Origin of the sequence: Chitinophaga eiseniae (assembly GCF_012641265.1) — a bacterium.
Classification (GTDB): Bacteria; Bacteroidota; Bacteroidia; order Chitinophagales; family Chitinophagaceae; genus Chitinophaga; species Chitinophaga eiseniae_A.
In genome coordinates, this window is record NZ_JABAHZ010000008.1 from 249,396 (window position 1) to 268,193 (window position 18,798).

Below are 18,798 nucleotides of genomic sequence, written 5' to 3' on the forward strand. Positions count from 1 at the left end.
GTATTCAAAAAAGGTATGAAACAAAGCATGCTTTTATTGCACGGACTATTCGGCGGGCTTAGCAACTGGGAAGGCGTTGTTAATCACTTCTCCCCCCACTACAACATTCATATCCCGGCGCTGCCTATCTATGATGAGCATCCGGGAGATAACCTGGAATATCTTGTACAATTTCTCGATCAGTATATAGCATCTGCCGGGCTGGAAAATGTAATCCTGGTGGGCAATTCACTGGGAGGTCATGTGGCCATCCTGTATACCCACCGGCATCCGGAGAAAGTAGCCAGGCTGGTATTGACCGGCAGCTCCGGACTATACGAAAACACCAGTATGGGTAGTTATCCTAAACGTGGCAGTTACGATTATATCCGCGAACGGGTGGCTTATACCTTTTATGACCCTGCCACCGCCACCGATGCCCTGGTGGCAGAAGTATTCAGTACAACCACCAATGCCCGCAAGTGTTTCCGGATTGTAAAAATGGCCAAGTCGGCCAACCGTAATTATGTAGCCGGCCTGCTGCCACATATCCCCACCCGCACCTTGCTGATCTGGGGAGAAGACGATAAAATTACGCCGCCGGAAGTTGCACAGGAATTCAGGCGCCTGTTGCCACAGGCAGAACTGGTTATGCTGGCTAAATGTGGACATGCGCCTATGATGGAACTTCCGGCGGCGTTTAATGAAGTGTTGACATCCTTCCTGGAGAAAGATTAGCTTTTACGTAACAGGAGCTTCCGGTACCCAATCCATCCGGCCGCACCAATCAGCAGGAAAGGCCATAGCTCAACAAAGAAGAGTAAAATGTTGCGGAATATATCAGCGCCGCCGCGCAGGGCTACCACCAACTCTGTTCCGAAGCCGGCACGGCTCATCTTCGCAGGGTTCACCACTATCTGTACATCCGCTACTTCTGGTTGAAAAAGCTGTACGGTAAATGTTGAGTAAGCCACATCATCCAGGATCGTCAGGTTACTGATCCGGCGGTCTACCGCCTGTTCCCCGCGTTGATCGTTATACTCCACAATGTCGAGCGTATTGCCTTTTTTGGAAGGCGCTACTGCTTTGCCTGCGCTGTTTTCCTGTTGCTCATTCTTCATAGCGTTGGCCAGGTATTTCAGGGTCATATCCTGGTCTTTTACCACGCGATGATCAATGTAAACAGCGGTGGAAGTAAGCGCACGGACTACCATATCCAGGCTGTCGACCGGCACTCTCAGGGTAAGATTGGCTACCGGCGTGTAAAGCTGTACACGTTTTACGGAATCGGCCGAATAAGGCAGGCGGTATTGTTCTACCGATTCGTTTTGCAGGTTGCTTTCTTCTATTAAGCCACCAGAGCGGGTTACCAGTTGCTCCAGTGCACTGGTGGAGGCAAATACACTGGCTACCCTACACCGTACGTCAGCGGATTTTACCCGCTTCCGCGAGGCAGAAGTAATACGGCTCATGTCATTGGAGAAGGTAGTGGAATCGGCCGTGGTTGCGTACTCCGACGCGGATTGTTTTTCTGCCATGGCTTGTTTTCCTGCTCTGTTTGCACTGCAGGCGCAGCAAAAGAGCACTGGGATCATCAAGTACGAGAATGAAAGGCGCATAACAAGGAGAATTTAAACTTTATACAAACAGACTGAAAAAGGTAACCTTCATAATTTGTTAAAATATTTTCCGTTCCCTCACACGATAAAAATCGGATGCCTGATTATTTAGTATCTTTATTACTCATTATCTCTATGTACCATGCCCGTACTTCCTCAGAAATACCAGTCAAGAAAAGCAGAAATCACCAGCGCTTTTATTGAAGCGGTCAACAAACATGTGGATCAGATTATGGATGGCAGTGCAGATCATATGTACCATATCAAAGACATTGCGAAGCTGCTATTCATTCACCCGGTACATCTCAGCAATACCATCAAGCTGCATACCGGTAAAGCACCCTGCTATTTCTTTGAAATGAGGCTGATGGAAGAAGCCAGGAAAATGTTACAGATGCCGCAGTTGAGCATCACAGAAATCGCCACCAAACTGACGTTCGACAATTCCAATTTTACCAAATTCTTTAAACGGTTTGAAGGAGTCACGCCCTCTCAATACCGGCTACAACGCGCAGCCACGGCATCCTCAGAGGTAACGCTGCAGGTAGATGGGCTTTAAGAAAAAGTAGTTATTCAGCGGTTTGTTGTCAAACAAATCACCATCATCGTAATAAAATCCGTTGGTAAATTCCGTTTTGGAATTGAGCTGTACTTTACCCGTTGAATGTTCCACGATAAAATATACCGGAATAATCACATAGTATTTTCCACTCTTCCCGGTTAACTTGTTCCACCTGATATCCAATTCCTGCAGCCTGAATAAACGGGGCTTTAAATCACTGGCTACATTGGTAGAGCAATCGAGCTTAGTAATATTTCCATGATCTATTTCTGCTTTCATAGAAAAAGCGAGGCTGGTGCTCCCGGCTTTCATGGGGATTAACGCCGTGTCCATAAAGCGGGTTAACTGCTGGTACGTATTGCTGAACATAGGCGTTTGTTGCGCCTGAACAAAAACCTGGGGAAATAAACTACCTATGATGATAAAGAGGCTAATAATATGGAAGCGGTTAGATCTCATAAAACCTGTTTTCATATAACATGAAATAACGTTAACGCCTACCCTGTTAATATTAAGATACGATATCTTCCACCTAAAAAGATCGCAGGAAAAGAAAAAAAATAACGGTAAAATAGATTCGATTGAATCGCATCAGCTTGCATATAATATCTAAGTATCATTTATTCGCCGGGAAAGAAATAAAGCCGGGAGCGATCTACCTGCAAAGGGATTAACGTTTTATTTGGAAGAATATTATCCGGTTGAGACGCAAAGTTTTCAGCAGGGCAAGGGGCTGTCCAGGTTGGCGATTGGAGCGCCTGTGAGCCTGGTAATCAACGCTATCAGCTCCTGCTCCGTGATAGCATGATGGCATCGCTGCAGCGTAACGGCGATCAGCTGCCGGGGCGTTACGAATGGCGCCGGGAAATCTTCATCTGCATAGTCAATGCCCAGCTGTTCTTCTATTGCCAGCAGCAGTTCCAGGAATCCGGCATACCACCTGTTTTCTGCCAGCATGTTCCGGGTTCGCTCCTGTGCTTCCGGAGAATTTATGGTAATATGCCCACAATGGTTGCATACCACTTCCGGTAGCAGCAGATCCGATGTAGACATGCGCTGCATTTCATGGCATTGTTCACAAACAAAAACCCGGAGTCCCATGGTATCAGAATTTAATAGTTTTACCAGTTCGCACCGATTCCCGGGCGGCCTCCAGTATACGTACCACGATCACGTTATTTTCCGGCGCATATAAGCCATAGGGAGGCATTTTCACTGTGCCATTCAATATATCGATCAGGTAGCGAAAAGGGTCTTCGTATACCCGTATATCCGTTGCCGTTATATAACGAACGGTAGCCGGCGCCCGTTCATTATTACGTTGCACCAGTGTATTTTTATCGGCTGCAATAAGATAACCTTTGTCGCCGTATATTTCCATGTCTTTACGGCTGAAGGTCCAGTTCCAGGAAGCCTGTATGGTACATTGCATATCCCCGTAGTCCACCAGGATAGTGGCGTCGTCTTCCACTTTAGGATATACCTGTGGTTTGTAATGCCGGGCCACCGCGGTAACGGAAACGGGCAAACGATTCTTCACCAGGTAAGTCATCTGGTTGGCGCCGTAGCAGCCAAAGTCCATGAGCGCACCACCGCCATTCAGCACCGGGTCGGTGAGCCAGGCAAGGAACTCCGGACCGCAGCCTATTTCTTTGGGTCCCTGGTGCCCATCGTTGATGGTTACCTTCCTGATCTTCCCGGCGAAACTGCTGTCTTCCACCAACTGGAACGTTTTGGCAACAGACGGATACCAGCTGGTTTCATAGTCGGTGAGCAGGTGTACCCCGTATCTGCGTGCCAGGGAGTCCATATACACGGCATCTGCCACGGTGGTGGCCAGCGGCTTTTCTACCATGATATGTATATGCCGGGGCGCTGCCGCCTCCACCACTTCTCTATGGGCTTTGATAGAACCAAATGCCAGCACTGCGGCCGGCTTTACCGCATCCAGCATTTCTGCCAGGTTCGTATAAAAGATATTTTCCGGCAGATGGTATTGCTTTGCGCGCAACTTTGCTACGGCAACATCCGGTTCGTAAATGCCTGCGATCTGGATATCCCCTTTATCGGGGCGGCCCAGGATGAATCCCGCATGCCCGTGCGATACGCCGGCTACGGCTACCCGTAATGATTGCGACCAGGTGATTTCCGCCGCCAGCAGCAACAGGAAAATGATGAAAACTATACGCATACTGCTTTTATTTATGCAACAGGTACGGCTGTACGGCCTTTTCCCATATTGCGTATCCTTTTTTGTTCATGTGCAACATGTCGTCCAGGAATAATTCCTTACGCGGCTGCCCGGATTTATCGAGCATTTTGGAATAGATATCTACAAAAACGATCTGTTTTTCCTTTGCCAGGAAATTTTTGATCAGCGCATTGGTTTGCCTTGCCTTCTCTAAAAATGCGGCCCGGGAGGGACTGGGCTTAATGGAAATATAAATGATGGGAATGGCCGGTAGCTTGGCCCGGATAACACCATATAGCTGCTGAAAGCGTACCAGCATAGTATCGGCGGTAACGCTGGCATGCGGCAAATCATTTTCTCCTACATAAATCACTATCTGCCGGGGAGCATACGGGAAAATGATGTCATTGGCGTAATAAGTGATGTCGTTGGTTTCAGCCCCGCCAACGCCCCTGTTCATCGCCACATAGCTGCTGAAATTCCGTTCCAGGTCGTCCCATTTGCGGATAGAAGAACTACCCACAAACAAAATAGGATGCGGCGCCGGTGCATACATTTTATCAAAATCCTGGATCGTATGAATATCCTTTTCAAATCGCAGCGGCGACTGTGCAAACAGGCCAACGCTCGCATACAGACAGGCCAGGCAGAGCAGCAATAAATTTTTCCTCATAACAATTTAATTAACACCAAGCCGTTAAGATAAAAGAAATATATTTATTTCGGAATAGTCAACGATATGAATACCAATCCCGTCAACTTAGCCGTACGTTTCCTACTGGAAATTATTATGTTAGTTATACTGGGCTCCTGGGGCTGGCAAATGGGCGCCGATAGCTGGCTACGATATGTGCTGGCGTTGGGATTTCCGCTCAGCGCAGCCACCCTCTGGGGCGTTTTTCGTATTCCTAATGATCCGAAAGAAGCGCCCGTGGCTATTCCCGGACAGGCAAGACTACTATTGGAGTGGATATTATTCGGGTTGGCCATATGGGGGCTCCGTGTAATGGAACATCCTCAGTGGAGTACTATCCTGGCCGCCGTTGTAGTTATTCATTACATTGTATCCTACGACAGAACCTGGGATATGTTGCGTAACAAGCCCTATAACGGCTTTGCAGAAAGAAGATAAATAAGGTCCGGTTAAAAATACCACACCGCTTCAGGGTCTACAGCTACCTGCACGGTAGCCCCCTTCTTCAGCCCGGCATTGGCTGTTTTAATGGTAACGATTTCATTACCCAATGCTACTTCTGCCTCGAGGAAGCTGCCATAAAAACTGAGTTCCTTCACTTTACCGGGAATCGCGTCTTTTTTGGTACGCACTACTTTAAAATCCTCCGGCCGGATAAAAATATGCTTACCGTTACGGGTAATACCGGGGAGTCCTTCCAGTATGTTTGCCTTAGCGGGTGCGATCAGGTTGTATTTCCCAAACAATCCCGCTACATATTCACTAACCGGCTGGTTATAAATTTCCCTGGGAGTACCCTGCTGTACAATTTCCCCGTCTTTCATCACCAGGATCTGGTCGGCCCAGGGCAGTATATCCATAGGATCGTGCGAAATCAACATACAGGTAATACCCAGTCTTTCGCTGATATCGCCGATCACATTCTTCAGAATGCTTTTATGGATCATGTCGAGGTTAGAATAGGGTTCATCCAGCAAAAACAGGCGCGGTGCGCCTATCAGCAACCGGGCCATTGCAATACGTTGCTTCTCTCCGCCCGACAGCTGATCGGTCTTTCTTTTCAACAGGTGGCTGATCCTGCACACCTCGTATACTTCGTTGGCTGATTCTTCCGTAAGCTTATTGGCATACGACAGAATTTCCTCCACGCGGTAATTATTTCTCAATTCAAAGTGCTGCGACAAGTACGCGGTACCCGGATGTCCAGGAATAAGCACCTCCAGGGCGCCCCTTACCCGCTTTCCTTCAAACATAACTGTGCCTTCATCGGCCTGTCCCATGCCTCCTGCAATTTTCATCAGGGAGCTTTTTCCGGAACCTGTTTCTCCGGCAATCACTACCTTCTGAAACTGGTGTTGTGTAAAGCTGACATTCTTTAAAATATATGCGCCGTGCTGTTGTTTACTGATATTGGAGACTTCAAGAAAATTCATTCGCGCAAGTTAGTAAAACTTGCCGGAAAGGGGAAGCAAAAAGCGCATAACTATTGAAGTAAGCACATAGATAATCAAATCAATATCATTGATAACCAGTGTAGTATAATCACCAAAACATAAAACCCCTTCTGCATAAAGAAGGGGCTTTGTCGTAATCAGCTATACGAATAGTGTTAGTCTTTCCAGGCATTGCGCAGGAAGCGCAACCAGTTACTATGCATGACGTTTTCAATATCTGTAGCGCTATACCCTCTTTTCGACAGTAAGGCTGGAAGCGTTTGCAGATCTGCGATGGTTTCCAGGTCATAAGGACATTGCTCTTTACCAAAGGCGCCATCCAGGTCGGAACCAATACCGATATGCAGGGCATTGCCTGCGATCTGGCAGATATGATCCATATGGTCTACCATTTTTTCGAGATTGCAATGCATATCCTTCGGGGTAGATTTTCCGCGCACCCAGCCAGGTACCATCATCCAGGCATCCAATGCGCCGCCAATAACGGCTCCTTTTTGTACCAGTACCCGGATCATGTCGTCGCTGAACTGCCGGTTATGATCTACCAGCGCACGACAATTATTATGACTTGCCCATACGGGCCCATTAAACAATTCCATGGCATCCCAGAAGGCATCGTCGCATAAGTGAGTAGCGTCGAGTATCATGCCCAGACGCTCTATTTCCCTTATCAATTGCCGGCCGCGCTCATTTAAATGTCCCGTAGCATCGGTGCCGTTGGCATAACGTCCAGGCCCATAGTGAGCAGGACCTATCGCGCGGAGTCCTTTATTATAAGCACGTTCCAGGTATTTTATATCAACAATGGAATCGGCGCCCTCGAGGCTAAGGATATAGCCTATTGGTTTCTTATCATTGGGGGTACCGTCATTCCAGTGCAGCAGGTGTTGCTCCAATCCTTTCCGGTCTTTGATCATCACCATTTCTCCCGCATCTTCCATGGCTTTATACCAGGCGAGTTGTCCCTGGGTTTGCGCCCATGCCTGCTCGGGGGAATGCCAGCCTGGGAGGGGATTATCCGGGGCTACGAAGCGGCCTATTTGTGTGGCCACCACCAATCCTATATTTCCCTTCCTCAGTTCAGGGAAAGCCACCACGCCGTTACCGCGGTCCGGCTTATCGCTCAGCCCCGCTTCCCTTTCCCGGATGGCGGCTACCGGCTGTTGCAGGTCCCTGTTCCATTCCAGCGCATTCATGCTAAGATCCAGGTGTGCATCTATCGTAAACATACTTATTTTCTTTAGTTTGCCTAGTATAGTTCAAATAACGCTTCTATTTCAACCGGGATATTATCCGGTAGGGAGCCAAAACCAACTGCGCTTCTAACGCCTATCCCATTCTCCTCTCCCCAGATGGCCGCAAATAATTCGCTGCACCCATTGATAATATAAGGATGGCGCTCAAAGCTGGGCGTACAATTTACCATTCCAAATACCTTAATCACCCGTTTTACTTTATCCAAACTGCCTATATGCGTTTTAATGGTCGACAGCATCGTTAACCCCACCTGCCTGGCGGCCAGCTTACCAGCTTCCATGTCCAACGCATCTCCTATCCGGCCAATAATGAGTGATTTATCATGCTGTACAGGCCCATGACCTGACAGATAAAGATATTTACCATCTACGAGGCAAGGCTTATAAACGCCCAGCGGCGCTGGCGCTGGTGGCAATGCTAGTCCCAGGGTCGCAAATTTCTCTTCTGCGTGATTACTTTCCATAGTTGCTGTTTTATGTGCTTTATTCATATATAACCGTGGCAGGCCAAGATAACATTTTAACAACACTTTAATTTGTATTTTCCACGTTCCACAACGTTACCCTGATTTTCTACATCCGCGACCAAAGCAATATCCGGCACCTTTACCCGTTTTCAATACTCCCGGTAGCGCTATTGCGAACCCCTTCTCCCGGGTTAAACTTTTTTATGGCATAATTGTCGAATAGAAAGGATAAAGAGTAATCATATCATGAAAAACATTATCATCGCCTTGATGCTCACCAGTACAGCATTAGCTGCCACCGCACCGGTGGCGCAGGCACAGGTAAGCGTGGGAATTTCCATCCGGTTGGCGCCCCCGCTGTTACCCGTATACACCCAGCCTCCCTGTCCGGTGGATGGATATCTTTGGACACCGGGGTACTGGGCATACGGTCCCGATGGTTACTACTGGGTACCAGGTGCATGGATCATGCCTCCGGCCATTGGTTTACTTTGGACTCCGGGATATTGGGGTTGCATAGGTGGCATTTACAGCTGGCATGCCGGCTACTGGGGTCACCGGGTAGGATACTATGGTGGCGTTAACTATGGATGCGGATATTTTGGTTCCGGATTCTATGGGGGCGGCTGGGCAGGTAACGTATATCGTTATAATACAGCCTATACCAATGTAAACACCACTATTGTTCGTAATACTTACATTAACAACACCGTAATTAATAACCGGACTATTATCAATAATCGTAGCAGCTACAATGGTCCCGGCGGTATAACCGCCCGCCCTACGCGTACCGACCAGTTAGCCATGCGGGATCGCCATATACAGGCCACTTCTGCACAGGTATCCAATCAACGGGTAGCGAGGGGTAACCGTGATATGTTGGCTTCCGTAAACAATGGTCGTCCAGCCAATGCAGTGATACATGCTCAGCAGGGAAATCGCGTGGGCGGCAACCCTAATGCAGCACGGCCTTCGGTTCGACAGGGATTAACTAACCAGGGTGGTTCCAGTATCAGACAGGGCAACACCCAGCCTGGAGGTAATAACAACGTCCGGCAGGGGTTTGCCGACAGGGGCAATAACAATATGCGCCCGGGTAATAATAATATCAGGCAGGGAACTACACAGCCGGGTAATAACGTAAGACAAGGATTTACACGACCAGGTAATAATGCAAGACAGGGTTATAATCAACCTGGCAATAACGTAAGACAGGGATTTACCAGACCAGACAATAACGTAAGGCAGGGATTTACACGGCCAGACAATAATGTGAGACAAGGATTTACCGGTCAGCGCAATGCTCCTTCCTATAACCCAGCCAGACAGGGGTACAATAATCCAGGCGGCGCCCGTCCAAGTTACAACGGTGGACAGGGTCGTGTGATGGCACAACAGCAACCACACTTTTCACAGCAGATGCCTCGCGGCGGCGGTGGTGGTCGTGAATTCGGCGGCGGTGGTGGCGGTGGCCGTGTTGGAGGAGGTGGATTTGGTGGCGGCCACGGCGGTGGCGGCGGACACGAAGGTGGTGGCCGCGTACGGCACTAACACAATAATCCAGTACAAATATTTCCTTTCATCCGGCATTATAAATGAAGCATCTCCTACCAGAGATGCTTCTCTTCTTTCCTCGCCCAAAGGCTGGCACGGATGGATGAAAAGCGTTGCTGATCAGCAATTCCTTTTTTGATCAGCAACGCCCTTATCAATCCTCCATAATGTGACATTGGAAACCATTTTCATTGACCAGCATCATTACTTTTTCCGGGTGAAAATTGTCCCCTTCCACCCTTAACACCCTGTCGCAATCTTCCAGGTCGAAGTTAATCCTGCTACCCGGGAAGTTGTTGTGCAACAGCGCTACCAACGCATTGGCAACGCCGCGACGCTGCACATTGGTTTTAAATACTTCTACCATCGGTGTAAAATTTATTACATATACTTCATAGCCGGATAGCCCAGGAGTCGCCTCCACAAAGCAATCTGGCCAATACAATTGGCTTCCCTGTAAATGGTGAAAGTGACCATATCCCAGCAGGGAAAGCTCATTCCGGGGAATTCAATGATTTTGTCGAGCCGCTCATCGGTGGCCTGTGCCAGCACTTCCCTGAAAATTGGCGTAATCCGTTCCCAGTCTTGCTGGTATACTTCCAATGTGGGATAGGTAACGCCTTCTTTGATACCCTGGTTGTGTGCAAAAAGCGCATCTCCGGTTGATTTCTCTTTCACGTTGGGATCTATTAAACCGGCTACATCAAACCGCTGTTGTACCAGCGAACCTGCCAGCCAGGCAATATGGTTGGCAGCCGTATCCAAACGTTTATAAGCATCTGCATCCGCTATACCTTCCAATGCCCTGGGATAAAGCCCGGTTTGCAGATCGTACATGGCCAGAATGCCCAGCATCCTGTTACTAGCAGCTTTCATGTTGTTGTAATTTATGGTTTCAAACTATCTCTAAGGTAGTTGATAATTCCAGCCTGGAAGGATGTTGATTCAGTCAATCTTAGGGGCGTTTGCGACAAAAAAATCTTAAGTTTGGAAAGAGAATTTAAAATTGTCACCATATGCTGCAGATAGGTATCCTGCTAACCCGTCATTATAAGTTACTGAGTCTGGCTGCTATCACGGACGTCCTCGACACCGTCAACAAAATTTACCAAAAAAGCGATCAGCCTGCTCCTTTTACAGTGACGTTACTGTATACGTCCGACACCGCGCATCTGATTTCCGCATTTCCGGCCTACCCGGCGCAAACGCTGGTTGAAGCAGGTGCATTTAAATTATTGCTGATTCCTTCTTTTACAGCCGATGACCTATCGCAGGTACTGGCAGAAAACGAGGCATGGCTTCCCTGGTTGCGGCAGCAATATAAAAAGGGAGCAGAACTGGCCAGTTTCTGCACCGGCGCATTTTTGCTGGCCGCTACAGGATTGCTCGATGGCAAAATAGCCACTACCCATGTAGATGCCTGCAAAGAGTTTGCCCGCGCGTTTCCGCGGGTGAACCTGCTGCCAGATAAAACGGTAACACATGATGCGGGTATTTATACCAGCGGAGGCGCCACCTCCACCTTTCATTTGCTGTTACATTTGCTGGAGATACATTGCGGGATTGAAGTGGCGGTGAGAACGGCCAAGATATTCGCTATCGATATGGGCCGTGATAAACAATCCTATTTCAGTACCTTCCAGCCTACGCGTAACCACCATGACGACCTGGTAGCCACTGCCCAGCTAAAAATTGAAACCTGCTACCAGGAAGCCGGCACTATCGAGGAAATGATCAAAGATATTCCATCCAGTCGCCGCAATATTGTGAGAAGGTTTAAACAGGTAACCGGTGTTACCCCTATCGAATACCTGCAACTCACCCGCATAGAAGCCGCCAAAAAATTGCTGGAACAAACCGGTCAGCAAATGACCGAAATCATTTACAATTCCGGTTATAACGATCCCAAGGCATTCAGAAAGGTATTCCGCAAAACCGTGGGAATGACGCCTTCTGAATACCGGGAAAAGTTCAATGCAGTCAGATAGATCAGGGTCTATCCCAGAATGGAGCGGGCTCAATTCCCAGCGCGCGAAGGTATACATACCCTTGTCCGCGGTGGTGAATTTCGTTATCGATCACATACAGCAAGATGCTGCTAACGGTGCCATCGTATTGATTAAACGCTTTAATCTGTTGTTGAAATCTGTCCAGCGTTATGCGGGTCCAGTAGTCATTGATGGCTTCGGTAACTACGTCCCACAGGGCCAGCAAGCCCTCTTTGGTGGTGGGTTTGGTATCAATTTTATCGCCCAGTAAAGCTGCGTTATCCAGCCATTCGCCGGTTACAAAACCATGTACGCTGGGAGTTGCCATGCCAATCATTTCCATGGCCAGGGCTCCGAATGAGCGCATGCCGCCGATGCTGAAATCGAAGAGCTTATCTTCCGGGAAGCCTTCAATAATGCGGCGTGTCAGTCCACGATGGCCCTGCCAGTGCTTCAACAGCTGTTCAGGAGTGATGATTACGGCAGTAGTGGGGGCGGTAGCAGTCAGTGTGTTGTTTTCCATAAGTCTGTATTTTTTTCGTTTACAATACAAAGTAAAAAAGGGCATGTGACAACCGTATGTCAGCAGCCCTTAAAAAAAGTTGAATTTTTTTTTAATCGTTACTCCCAGCCAAAATACGACTTTGCATTGTTATAACAGACATCCTGTACCATATTGCCTACCAGCTGAAAATCTGCCGGTATTTCCCCTTTTTCCATTTCATCGCCGAACAGGTGGCAAGACACTACAATGACACGCCTCTTTTCCAGGGAATAAAATCATCCTGCCCGTTGACAACAGATTTTGCCACGGTAGCGCCACTGGCTACCTGTATAACGTAATCGAGAATACGTTCTCCGGCGGCGGCAATGGTTTCTGTGCCATCGATGATGGTGCCGGTATTGATATCGATAATATCCTGCATGCGCTCATAGAGCCTGGTATTGCTCGACAGTTTTATCACCGGTACAATAGGATTGCCGGTGGGCGTACCTAAGCCGGTAGTGAAAAGCACCATATTGGCGCCGCTGCCCACTTCCGCCGTGGTAGACTCTACATCGTTGCCCGGCGTGCAAAGCAGGTTGAGTCCCGGGTGCTGCACCTTTTCGGGGTAGTCGAGTACGGCGGCCACCGGGGAGGTACCTCCTTTTTTAGCCGCGCCGGCCGACTTAATCGCATCTGTAATGAGTCCATCTTTAATATTTCCGGGAGAAGGATTCATATCAAATCCGGAGCCTGCTTCTTCCGCGCGTTGCTGGTAGGTGCGCATGAGCTGAATGAAGCGGGTAGCATCTTCCATATCGGTACAGCGGTCGCTCATCTCCTGTTCCACGCCGCACAGTTCAGGGAATTCTGCTAATATCACGGAGCCACCCAGGGCTACTAATAAATCGGACGTGTAGCCAATAGCAGGGTTAGCCGAAATACCGGAGAATCCATCGGAGCCGCCGCATTCCAGTCCGATGCATAGTTTACTCAGCGGAGCAGGCTGACGGGTGCAGCGGTTCGCTTCCATTAGTCCGGCAAATGTTTGCCGGATAGCCTGGCTGATCAAGGCGCTTTCAGCGCCGGTTTGTTGCTGATCCAGGATGTACAGGGGTTTTGTGAAGTGCGGATCCCGTTTCCTGATTTCTTCCTGTAACATACTCACCTGGGCATTCTGGCAACCCAGACTTAACACCGTAGCTCCGGCTACGTTGGCGTGGGTAATATAGCCTGCCAGCAAGCCACAGAGCGACTGTGCATCCTGCCGGATGCCGCCGCAACCGCCATCATGGGAAAGAAATTTAATACCGTCTACATTTTCAAATATCCTGGCAGGGCCAGCGCCGGTCGTATCTTCTGTATAGATGGTTTCCAGTATTTGGGGGGTATCGGCGCCGGCTTGTTGCTGTGCAACCAGCGAGCGGGTAAAGGCGGCATATTTGCCGGGCCGGCTATAGCCCAGCTCTCCCAGCAGCGCTTCCTTCAGCACTTCCACATTCCTGTTTTCGCAAAATACCAACGGTATCACCAACCAGTAATTGGCAGTACCCACGCTCCCATCTGCCCTGTGGTAGCCCATGAAAGTTTTTTGCTGCCAGCGGGTAATATCAGGCGCTGTCCAGCCAGTTTTGCGTTGATCAGACAGCGCATAACTACCCGCTGCATGATGCACGTTTTCCACGGCAATCCTGCTGCCAATGGGAATAGGTTGTTTTGCCCTTCCTACTAATACGCCATACATGGTAATGGCATCCTCCTTATCAAATGCCGTGGCGGCGAATTTATGTTTGGCAGGAATGGGCTCTGTCAACGTATAGCTGATGCCGTTATACTGCACTACTTCCTGCTGCGACAGGTCCTGCAAGGCCACCAGCACGTTATCGTCGGGATGTACCTTTAATACTTTCTGTTTCATGAACCGTTCTTAAAATATTTATGATAAGATAATTTCTGTTGCTACGCGTTCGAGATAGGCCATGGCTCCCTCCTGTTCCAACTGCTGCAACATGGCGGTTACCGCCTGTGCAAAACCAGGAATGGCAGCCAGATCCCGGCCCCATACCTGCTCGTTGCCAAGGGTATTTTTTACTACCTGGGCCGGCGCAGCGTTTTCCCAGGCGTGCTGGTATAAAGCAGCAAATTCATCTGTGATGCTGTAGGATGCGCCTCCACGCATAAACAGCAGGTGTGCAGCGAAGCCCAGGGAAATCAAGGCTGGTACTTGTCCTGTTCGTTCATAATATTGTAATAGCACCGGCAGTACCCGCATCTTCATTTTGGAAGTATATTGACTGCAAATGCTTAACCAGCGGTGTTCTATATAAGGATTGCGGAAGCGGTCGAGTACGGCATAGGCAAAACGTATGGCCGCATCACTACGTATATCCTTGTCTGTTATAGCCGGGATAATTTCGTGCATCATGAGTCCCTCCATATAGGCCGCCATGGGTTCACTGCGCATCGCCGTCTTCACGGTGTCCAATCCTGCCAGGAAAGCCAATCCGCAACTCAGGGTATGTGTGGCGTTGAGCAGGCGCAGTTTAAGTTCGCGGAATACATTAATATCCGGCGAAAGCACAAAACCTGTATCCACTGCACCAAAAGGCAACTTTGCCTTCACTGTCTCCTGGTTTGTTTCAATGGCCCAAAGCCGGTATACTTCTGTCATGATCAGCAGCTCATCATCATAGTCGGCAGCTATGTGGGCTGCGCCGGGCACAATGCAATCCACCAGGGAGTTGCAGCAATAGTTATGTTGAGTAAGCCATTGTATAAATGCCGGTTCCAGCTGGTTAAACAACGCCAGCTTTTCCAGGATACCGGCCAGTTTGCTGCCATTATCCGGGATCAGCTCTGTGGGTATGATCACCATTCCTTTGTCGGGATCCCCTTTAAAGTATTGGTAACGCTGGTACAAAAATGCCAGCAGTTTGGCGGGAAACGAAGCGGGGGGCGACTGGAGGATATCTTCTTCTACATATACAATTCCTACTTCTGTGGTGTTGGATATTACCAGCTGCATATCCGGGTTAGCGGCGCAATCCAATATCTCCTGCCATTGCGAGGTGGCCGTCAACACCCGGCTGATGGCGGCATTGATAACATCTTCGGCTACTTGCCGTCCACCTTCAATGCCACGGATGCATTGCGTAAACAAGCCGTCCTGCTCCGCAAAGGCTTTGGTATCGCCCTGCGAAGTGGATTTTACCACTACGATACGGCCATTGAATATGCCCTGTTTGTTGGCTTTGTCGATAAAGAAGTCCGGCAGCCCGCGTAACAGCACGCCGGTACCGAACTGTAATACTTTTTCCGGCAATGCCCACCAGTTGCTGGCTGGCAGTTGCCGGTTCGCTTTTTCCGGTAATGCCGGCAGTGTTTTTTGAGATAATTTCATACGTTTTCTATTGGCAGATCATTTCCATTTCAATATTTTCCCTGTTACCTGTTTGGGCAAATAAAGGTTGTGCTACTTAATTGTATTTATTTAACGTGGCGATTCATTGGTTGAAAAAAGGCATTTGGAACTGGTATTGTGTGGTTACAATTCTACTGAAACTATTACTATCGGGGAAGTTTATTTACGCAATCGTTCCCGGAAAAATCGGTACATTCACCGTCTGAAAAAAAACGCCGGAAACCACGGTCCGGGAACGATATGAAGTACAAAGCTGCTACCATAAAAGATATTGCGCAGGCATTGGGATTGTCTACTTCCACGGTATCCCGCGCGTTGCGCGACAGTCATGAAATCAGTGCAGCTACCAGGCAACTGGTACTGGATCATGCAGCACAGCTGAACTATCATCCCAACCCTATTGCCCTGAGCCTGAAAGAAAAAAAGAGCCGGTCTATTGGCGTGATTGTATCTGAAATTGCCAACAGCTTTTTCTCCCAAACCATCAACGGTATTGAATCGGTAGCTAACGAGAAAGGCTATACGGTCATTATCTCCCAGAGTCACGAATCTTTTGAGAAAGAAGTGAGCACCTTGCAATACCTGGCCTCGCGGTCGATCGACGGGCTATTGATCTCGGTATCCAGCGCTACCAAAGACCTGGCGCCATTAAAAGCATTGCATCAGTATGGATTCCCGATTGTTTTTTTTGACCGGATTGTTGAAGAGATAGCGACGCACCAGGTGAGGGTGGATAATTTCCAGGGAGCCTACAACGCCACCACGCATTTATTACAGCAGGGATATCAACGCATTGGCTGTATTACCAACTCTGCGCATCTTTCCATTACGAGGGAGCGGGTAGCCGGCTACGTGGCCGCACTGGATAAAGCTGGTATCCGGTTGCCGGCATCGCTGATCAAATATTGTTTTCATGGCGGCATGCTGCAGGAGGAAGTCGCCGATGCAGTGCAGGAATTGCTGCAGGAAAAGAAACGTCCCGACGCCATTTTCGCTACCTCTGATAAACTCACTACAGGTTGCATACGAGCGCTGAAGAAGGCAAAACTGGCCATTCCCGAAGATATGGGCCTTACCGGCTTTTCCAACTCCGACCTGATAGAGCTGCTGTATGCGCCCATTACAGTGGTGCGGCAACCCGCCTTTGAAATGGGACAGGTAGCCACAGAACTATTGCTGCAATTGATAGAAAGCAAACGGCCGGTGAAAGATTTTGAAACAAAGGTGCTGCAAACCTCGCTCATTACTCCACCCTGAACCAATCGATGTCGGCCCAGCCAGCATCATTGGTCCTGGCCGTGCGACTGCAATGCAGTCCTATTTTTGCACCTATCCATCTCCCCGGCACCGCGGTAAACATTCCTCCTGCATCATGGAAGTTTTGTCCATCGGTACTATAACTAAAACGGCACTGGGCGTTCTTTTCCACCATGATCCTGAAAAATATATCCGTTACTGTTATAGGGGCTATAGTCTCTACCACTTCGACATTTCCGCGGTCGGCCTGTTTACAGGTAAAGCGGGTAAGATAAAGACCTGCGGCCCTTTTCTCCAACCTGATACCGGCATAATCGGCGCCCATTACCAGCATACTTATGCGATCGCCTTCCAGGTGGGGCGCAAAGCTACATTTAGCGGTTGCTGTAAATGTTGCGGCCGGAAATTTCTGCAGCAATACATTAGGCGTCTCCCAAAGGTTACGGGCGCTATCGGGCAAGGGTACCGCCAGTAGCCGAAGGCAGCCCAGGGCCGGTGAAGGAAATGCCCACCCGGCAGCGGGGTTCGCCTGCCATTGCCATTGTAAGCCAAGGGTACTGCCGTTGCACTCATCTGATTCCTGCGGCGTAACCACGGGATACGTTTTCCCTACATCTGGTTTACGGTAACGCATCACGGGCTCTCCTTTCCAATCCTTATCGGGATCGGCGCCTATTACCGGCCAATTGTCGACCCACTTCATGGGTTGCAGATGTACCACCCTTCCATAAGCTTCCTGGTCCTGGAAATGCAGGAACCAGTCTTCTCCTTTCTGCGTTTGTACCCATGCGCCCTGGTGTGGCCCATTTACCGGTGAATGTCCCTGGTCCATTACAATTTTGCTTTCATAGGGTCCGTATACCTGCCTGGAACGCAGTACCAGCTGCCAGCCCGTGCTAACGCCGCCGGCGGGAGCAAAAATATAGTAGTACCCATTGCGTTTATAAAACTTAGGACCTTCCAGGGTAGGGTGTTGCGAATGCCCGTCGAATACCAGCACCCCCTCACCGATGAGATGGGTACCTGTTGCATTGAGTTGTTTTACGACGATCATACTTTTGATCCCGGCACGGCTGCCGGCAAAGGCATGTGCCAGGTATACGTTGCCATTATCGTCCCATAGCGGGCAGGGATCAATTAATCCTTTGCCGGAGATTACCAGCTGTGGCTCGCTCCAGGGCCCCGTCACCTGTTTGGCGGTGATCACATAAATACCAAAGTCGGGGTCGGGATAGTAAATATAAAATTGCTGTTGATGATAACGGATAGCGGGCGCCCAAGCACCGTTGCCATGCTGCGTAGCGGAAAAATGGTCATAAGGCGGTTGCCGCAGGAGCGCATGGGCTACGATACGCCAGTTGACCAGGTCTTTGGAATGCAGGATAGGCAAGCCTGGTATGGCATCAAAACTGGAGGCTACCAGGTAATAGTCGTCATTTACACGGATCGCATCGGGGTCCGAGTAGTCAGCATAGATAACCGGGTTCTTATAGGTACCATCGCCATTATCGGCTACCCATACTTTCGACTTTTCATGTACAGATTGTGCTGCGGCTGGCAGGAAAGCCAGCGAGGCGTATAAACAAGCCAGTATTCTCATCATATTAAAATTTCCAGTCTTCAAATGTGTTTGCCAGGCTAAATTGTCTGGCTTCTTTCCTCCGCTATTGGCGCCGGGCCCTTACTTTTAAAACATATCCTACCGGATAAGCCTGTGTTATGGCTGCTGCCGTAATATAAGAATTATTTTTATTGTTTATTTGACACTTATTTATAAAGGCAGTCGCATAGCCAGATATAAAATCGGTGCCGGTTAAAATAGTAAACAGGCGGGAGATGCCGGGCGTTATTTTACGCAATCGTTCCCGGAGA

Annotated in this window: 22 protein-coding genes; 6 read left to right on the forward strand and 16 right to left on the reverse strand. The window is 49.0% G+C overall.

Translation table 11 applies throughout. The features are described from left to right. Nucleotides 1-15: 15 nt before the first annotated feature. Nucleotides 16-717 (forward strand): alpha/beta fold hydrolase, encoded by a 702-nt coding sequence (locus tag HGH91_RS26530; RefSeq protein WP_168742062.1) that lies wholly within the window; start codon nt 16-18, stop codon nt 715-717. Here the strand turns inward: HGH91_RS26530 and HGH91_RS26535 are convergent. Then, nucleotides 714-1,517 (reverse strand): DUF4349 domain-containing protein, encoded by an 804-nt coding sequence (locus HGH91_RS26535; protein ID WP_168742064.1) that lies wholly within the window; start codon nt 1,515-1,517, stop codon nt 714-716. The genes HGH91_RS26530 and HGH91_RS26535 overlap by 4 nt on opposite strands. 223 nt (nt 1,518-1,740) lie before the next feature. Here HGH91_RS26535 and HGH91_RS26540 point away from each other — a divergent pair, with 223 nt between their 5' ends. After that, complete coding sequence (locus HGH91_RS26540) at nt 1,741-2,157, forward strand: helix-turn-helix transcriptional regulator (RefSeq protein WP_168742066.1); 417 nt, start codon at nt 1,741-1,743, stop codon at nt 2,155-2,157. On the opposite strand, the gene HGH91_RS26545 is transcribed toward HGH91_RS26540, so the two are convergent. From HGH91_RS26545 to HGH91_RS26560, 4 genes are all read right to left on the reverse strand, one after another. Beyond that, complete coding sequence (locus HGH91_RS26545) at nt 2,125-2,619, reverse strand: hypothetical protein (RefSeq protein ID WP_168742067.1); 495 nt, start codon at nt 2,617-2,619, stop codon at nt 2,125-2,127. The genes HGH91_RS26540 and HGH91_RS26545 overlap by 33 nt on opposite strands. Nucleotides 2,620-2,877: 258 nt before the next feature. Further along, complete coding sequence (locus HGH91_RS26550; RefSeq protein WP_168742069.1) at nt 2,878-3,213, reverse strand: hypothetical protein; 336 nt, start codon at nt 3,211-3,213, stop codon at nt 2,878-2,880. A 52-nt stretch (nt 3,214-3,265) separates the two neighbouring features. After that, nucleotides 3,266-4,351: a Gfo/Idh/MocA family protein gene (locus HGH91_RS26555; RefSeq protein ID WP_168742071.1), complete on the reverse strand. Its 1,086-nt coding sequence runs from the start codon at nt 4,349-4,351 to the stop codon at nt 3,266-3,268. A gap of 7 nt (nt 4,352-4,358) precedes the next feature. After that, a complete protein-coding gene (locus tag HGH91_RS26560; protein ID WP_168742073.1) occupies nt 4,359-5,024 on the reverse strand; it encodes a GDSL-type esterase/lipase family protein in 666 nt (221 codons plus the stop codon). 66 nt (nt 5,025-5,090) lie between these two features. Between HGH91_RS26560 and HGH91_RS26565 the strand changes: the two genes are divergently transcribed. After that, nucleotides 5,091-5,483 carry a YrdB family protein gene (locus HGH91_RS26565; RefSeq protein ID WP_168742075.1) on the forward strand — a complete coding sequence of 131 codons (393 nt, stop codon included), beginning with the start codon at nt 5,091-5,093 and terminating at the stop codon, nt 5,481-5,483. An 11-nt stretch (nt 5,484-5,494) separates the two neighbouring features. Here the strand turns inward: HGH91_RS26565 and HGH91_RS26570 are convergent, their stop codons facing one another. From HGH91_RS26570 to HGH91_RS26580, 3 genes are all read right to left on the reverse strand, one after another. After that, nucleotides 5,495-6,478 (reverse strand): ABC transporter ATP-binding protein, encoded by a 984-nt coding sequence (locus HGH91_RS26570; RefSeq protein ID WP_168742077.1) that lies wholly within the window; start codon nt 6,476-6,478, stop codon nt 5,495-5,497. Between the two features lie 176 nt (nt 6,479-6,654). Then, complete coding sequence (locus tag HGH91_RS26575) at nt 6,655-7,728, reverse strand: dipeptidase (RefSeq protein WP_168742079.1); 1,074 nt, start codon at nt 7,726-7,728, stop codon at nt 6,655-6,657. A gap of 20 nt (nt 7,729-7,748) precedes the next feature. Further along, nucleotides 7,749-8,219 (reverse strand): RidA family protein, encoded by a 471-nt coding sequence (locus tag HGH91_RS26580; RefSeq protein WP_168742080.1) that lies wholly within the window; start codon nt 8,217-8,219, stop codon nt 7,749-7,751. A 249-nt stretch (nt 8,220-8,468) separates the two neighbouring features. Between HGH91_RS26580 and HGH91_RS31135 the strand changes: the two genes are divergently transcribed. After that, nucleotides 8,469-9,773, forward strand: coding sequence for a YXWGXW repeat-containing protein (locus HGH91_RS31135; protein ID WP_211092440.1), 1,305 nt, complete (start codon nt 8,469-8,471; stop codon nt 9,771-9,773). Between the two features lie 56 nt (nt 9,774-9,829). On the opposite strand, the gene HGH91_RS31455 is transcribed toward HGH91_RS31135, so the two are convergent. From HGH91_RS31455 to HGH91_RS26600, 3 genes are read right to left on the reverse strand one after another with little or no spacing between them, the layout of a single operon-like run. After that, nucleotides 9,830-9,952: a hypothetical protein gene (locus tag HGH91_RS31455; protein WP_262888359.1), complete on the reverse strand. Its 123-nt coding sequence runs from the start codon at nt 9,950-9,952 to the stop codon at nt 9,830-9,832. Further along, a complete protein-coding gene (locus tag HGH91_RS26595) occupies nt 9,931-10,143 on the reverse strand; it encodes a hypothetical protein (RefSeq protein ID WP_168742082.1) in 213 nt (70 codons plus the stop codon). Before HGH91_RS26595 ends, HGH91_RS31455 begins: the two co-directional genes overlap by 22 nt. Before the next feature lie 14 nt (nt 10,144-10,157). After that, nucleotides 10,158-10,652, reverse strand: coding sequence for a DinB family protein (locus HGH91_RS26600; RefSeq protein ID WP_168742083.1), 495 nt, complete (start codon nt 10,650-10,652; stop codon nt 10,158-10,160). Nucleotides 10,653-10,792: 140 nt separating this feature from the next. Between HGH91_RS26600 and HGH91_RS26605 the strand changes: the two genes are divergently transcribed. After that, nucleotides 10,793-11,764: a GlxA family transcriptional regulator gene (locus tag HGH91_RS26605; RefSeq protein WP_168742084.1), complete on the forward strand. Its 972-nt coding sequence runs from the start codon at nt 10,793-10,795 to the stop codon at nt 11,762-11,764. Between the two features lies 1 nt (nt 11,765). Here HGH91_RS26605 and HGH91_RS26610 read toward each other — a convergent pair whose 3' ends face one another. The 4 genes from HGH91_RS26610 to HGH91_RS26625 form a co-directional block, all read right to left on the reverse strand. Continuing rightward, nucleotides 11,766-12,287: a DinB family protein gene (locus tag HGH91_RS26610; protein ID WP_168742086.1), complete on the reverse strand. Its 522-nt coding sequence runs from the start codon at nt 12,285-12,287 to the stop codon at nt 11,766-11,768. Between the two features lie 98 nt (nt 12,288-12,385). Then, nucleotides 12,386-12,511: a glucuronate isomerase gene (locus HGH91_RS31690; RefSeq protein WP_168742088.1), complete on the reverse strand. Its 126-nt coding sequence runs from the start codon at nt 12,509-12,511 to the stop codon at nt 12,386-12,388. Further along, nucleotides 12,511-14,166, reverse strand: a complete 1,656-nt coding sequence (locus HGH91_RS26620; RefSeq protein ID WP_168742089.1) for a UxaA family hydrolase — start codon at nt 14,164-14,166, stop codon at nt 12,511-12,513. The genes HGH91_RS31690 and HGH91_RS26620 overlap by 1 nt, the downstream gene beginning before the upstream one ends. Before the next feature lie 18 nt (nt 14,167-14,184). After that, complete coding sequence (locus HGH91_RS26625) at nt 14,185-15,648, reverse strand: tagaturonate reductase (protein ID WP_168742091.1); 1,464 nt, start codon at nt 15,646-15,648, stop codon at nt 14,185-14,187. A 261-nt stretch (nt 15,649-15,909) separates the two neighbouring features. On the opposite strand from HGH91_RS26625, the gene HGH91_RS26630 reads away from it, so the two are divergent. Next, nucleotides 15,910-16,926, forward strand: coding sequence for a LacI family DNA-binding transcriptional regulator (locus HGH91_RS26630; RefSeq protein WP_168742093.1), 1,017 nt, complete (start codon nt 15,910-15,912; stop codon nt 16,924-16,926). Here HGH91_RS26630 and HGH91_RS26635 read toward each other — a convergent pair. Continuing rightward, on the reverse strand, nt 16,913-18,529 hold the full coding sequence (locus HGH91_RS26635) for a glycoside hydrolase 43 family protein (protein WP_168742096.1): 1,617 nt from the start codon (nt 18,527-18,529) through the stop codon (nt 16,913-16,915). The genes HGH91_RS26630 and HGH91_RS26635 overlap by 14 nt on opposite strands. Nucleotides 18,530-18,798: the final 269 nt, after the last annotated feature.

Coding starts and splice junctions, on each gene's coding strand:
- HGH91_RS26555 (WP_168742071.1), bottom strand. CDS start 4,351: ATGCGTATAGTTTTCATCATTTTCCTGTTGCTGCTGGCGGCGGAAATC.
- HGH91_RS26635 (WP_168742096.1), bottom strand. CDS start 18,529: ATGATGAGAATACTGGCTTGTTTATACGCCTCGCTGGCTTTCCTGCCA.
- HGH91_RS26620 (WP_168742089.1), bottom strand. CDS start 14,166: ATGAAACAGAAAGTATTAAAGGTACATCCCGACGATAACGTGCTGGTG.
- HGH91_RS26605 (WP_168742084.1), top strand. CDS start 10,793: ATGCTGCAGATAGGTATCCTGCTAACCCGTCATTATAAGTTACTGAGT.
- HGH91_RS31135 (WP_211092440.1), top strand. CDS start 8,469: ATGAAAAACATTATCATCGCCTTGATGCTCACCAGTACAGCATTAGCT.
- HGH91_RS26610 (WP_168742086.1), bottom strand. CDS start 12,287: ATGGAAAACAACACACTGACTGCTACCGCCCCCACTACTGCCGTAATC.
- HGH91_RS26625 (WP_168742091.1), bottom strand. CDS start 15,648: ATGAAATTATCTCAAAAAACACTGCCGGCATTACCGGAAAAAGCGAAC.
- HGH91_RS31455 (WP_262888359.1), bottom strand. CDS start 9,952: ATGTCACATTATGGAGGATTGATAAGGGCGTTGCTGATCAAAAAAGGA.
- HGH91_RS26570 (WP_168742077.1), bottom strand. CDS start 6,478: ATGAATTTTCTTGAAGTCTCCAATATCAGTAAACAACAGCACGGCGCA.
- HGH91_RS26575 (WP_168742079.1), bottom strand. CDS start 7,728: ATGTTTACGATAGATGCACACCTGGATCTTAGCATGAATGCGCTGGAA.
- HGH91_RS26595 (WP_168742082.1), bottom strand. CDS start 10,143: ATGGTAGAAGTATTTAAAACCAATGTGCAGCGTCGCGGCGTTGCCAAT.
- HGH91_RS26560 (WP_168742073.1), bottom strand. CDS start 5,024: ATGAGGAAAAATTTATTGCTGCTCTGCCTGGCCTGTCTGTATGCGAGC.
- HGH91_RS26535 (WP_168742064.1), bottom strand. CDS start 1,517: ATGGCAGAAAAACAATCCGCGTCGGAGTACGCAACCACGGCCGATTCC.
- HGH91_RS26530 (WP_168742062.1), top strand. CDS start 16: ATGAAACAAAGCATGCTTTTATTGCACGGACTATTCGGCGGGCTTAGC.
- HGH91_RS26630 (WP_168742093.1), top strand. CDS start 15,910: ATGAAGTACAAAGCTGCTACCATAAAAGATATTGCGCAGGCATTGGGA.
- HGH91_RS26580 (WP_168742080.1), bottom strand. CDS start 8,219: ATGGAAAGTAATCACGCAGAAGAGAAATTTGCGACCCTGGGACTAGCA.
- HGH91_RS26545 (WP_168742067.1), bottom strand. CDS start 2,619: ATGAGATCTAACCGCTTCCATATTATTAGCCTCTTTATCATCATAGGT.
- HGH91_RS26540 (WP_168742066.1), top strand. CDS start 1,741: ATGCCCGTACTTCCTCAGAAATACCAGTCAAGAAAAGCAGAAATCACC.
- HGH91_RS26565 (WP_168742075.1), top strand. CDS start 5,091: ATGAATACCAATCCCGTCAACTTAGCCGTACGTTTCCTACTGGAAATT.
- HGH91_RS26600 (WP_168742083.1), bottom strand. CDS start 10,652: ATGAAAGCTGCTAGTAACAGGATGCTGGGCATTCTGGCCATGTACGAT.
- HGH91_RS26550 (WP_168742069.1), bottom strand. CDS start 3,213: ATGTCTACATCGGATCTGCTGCTACCGGAAGTGGTATGCAACCATTGT.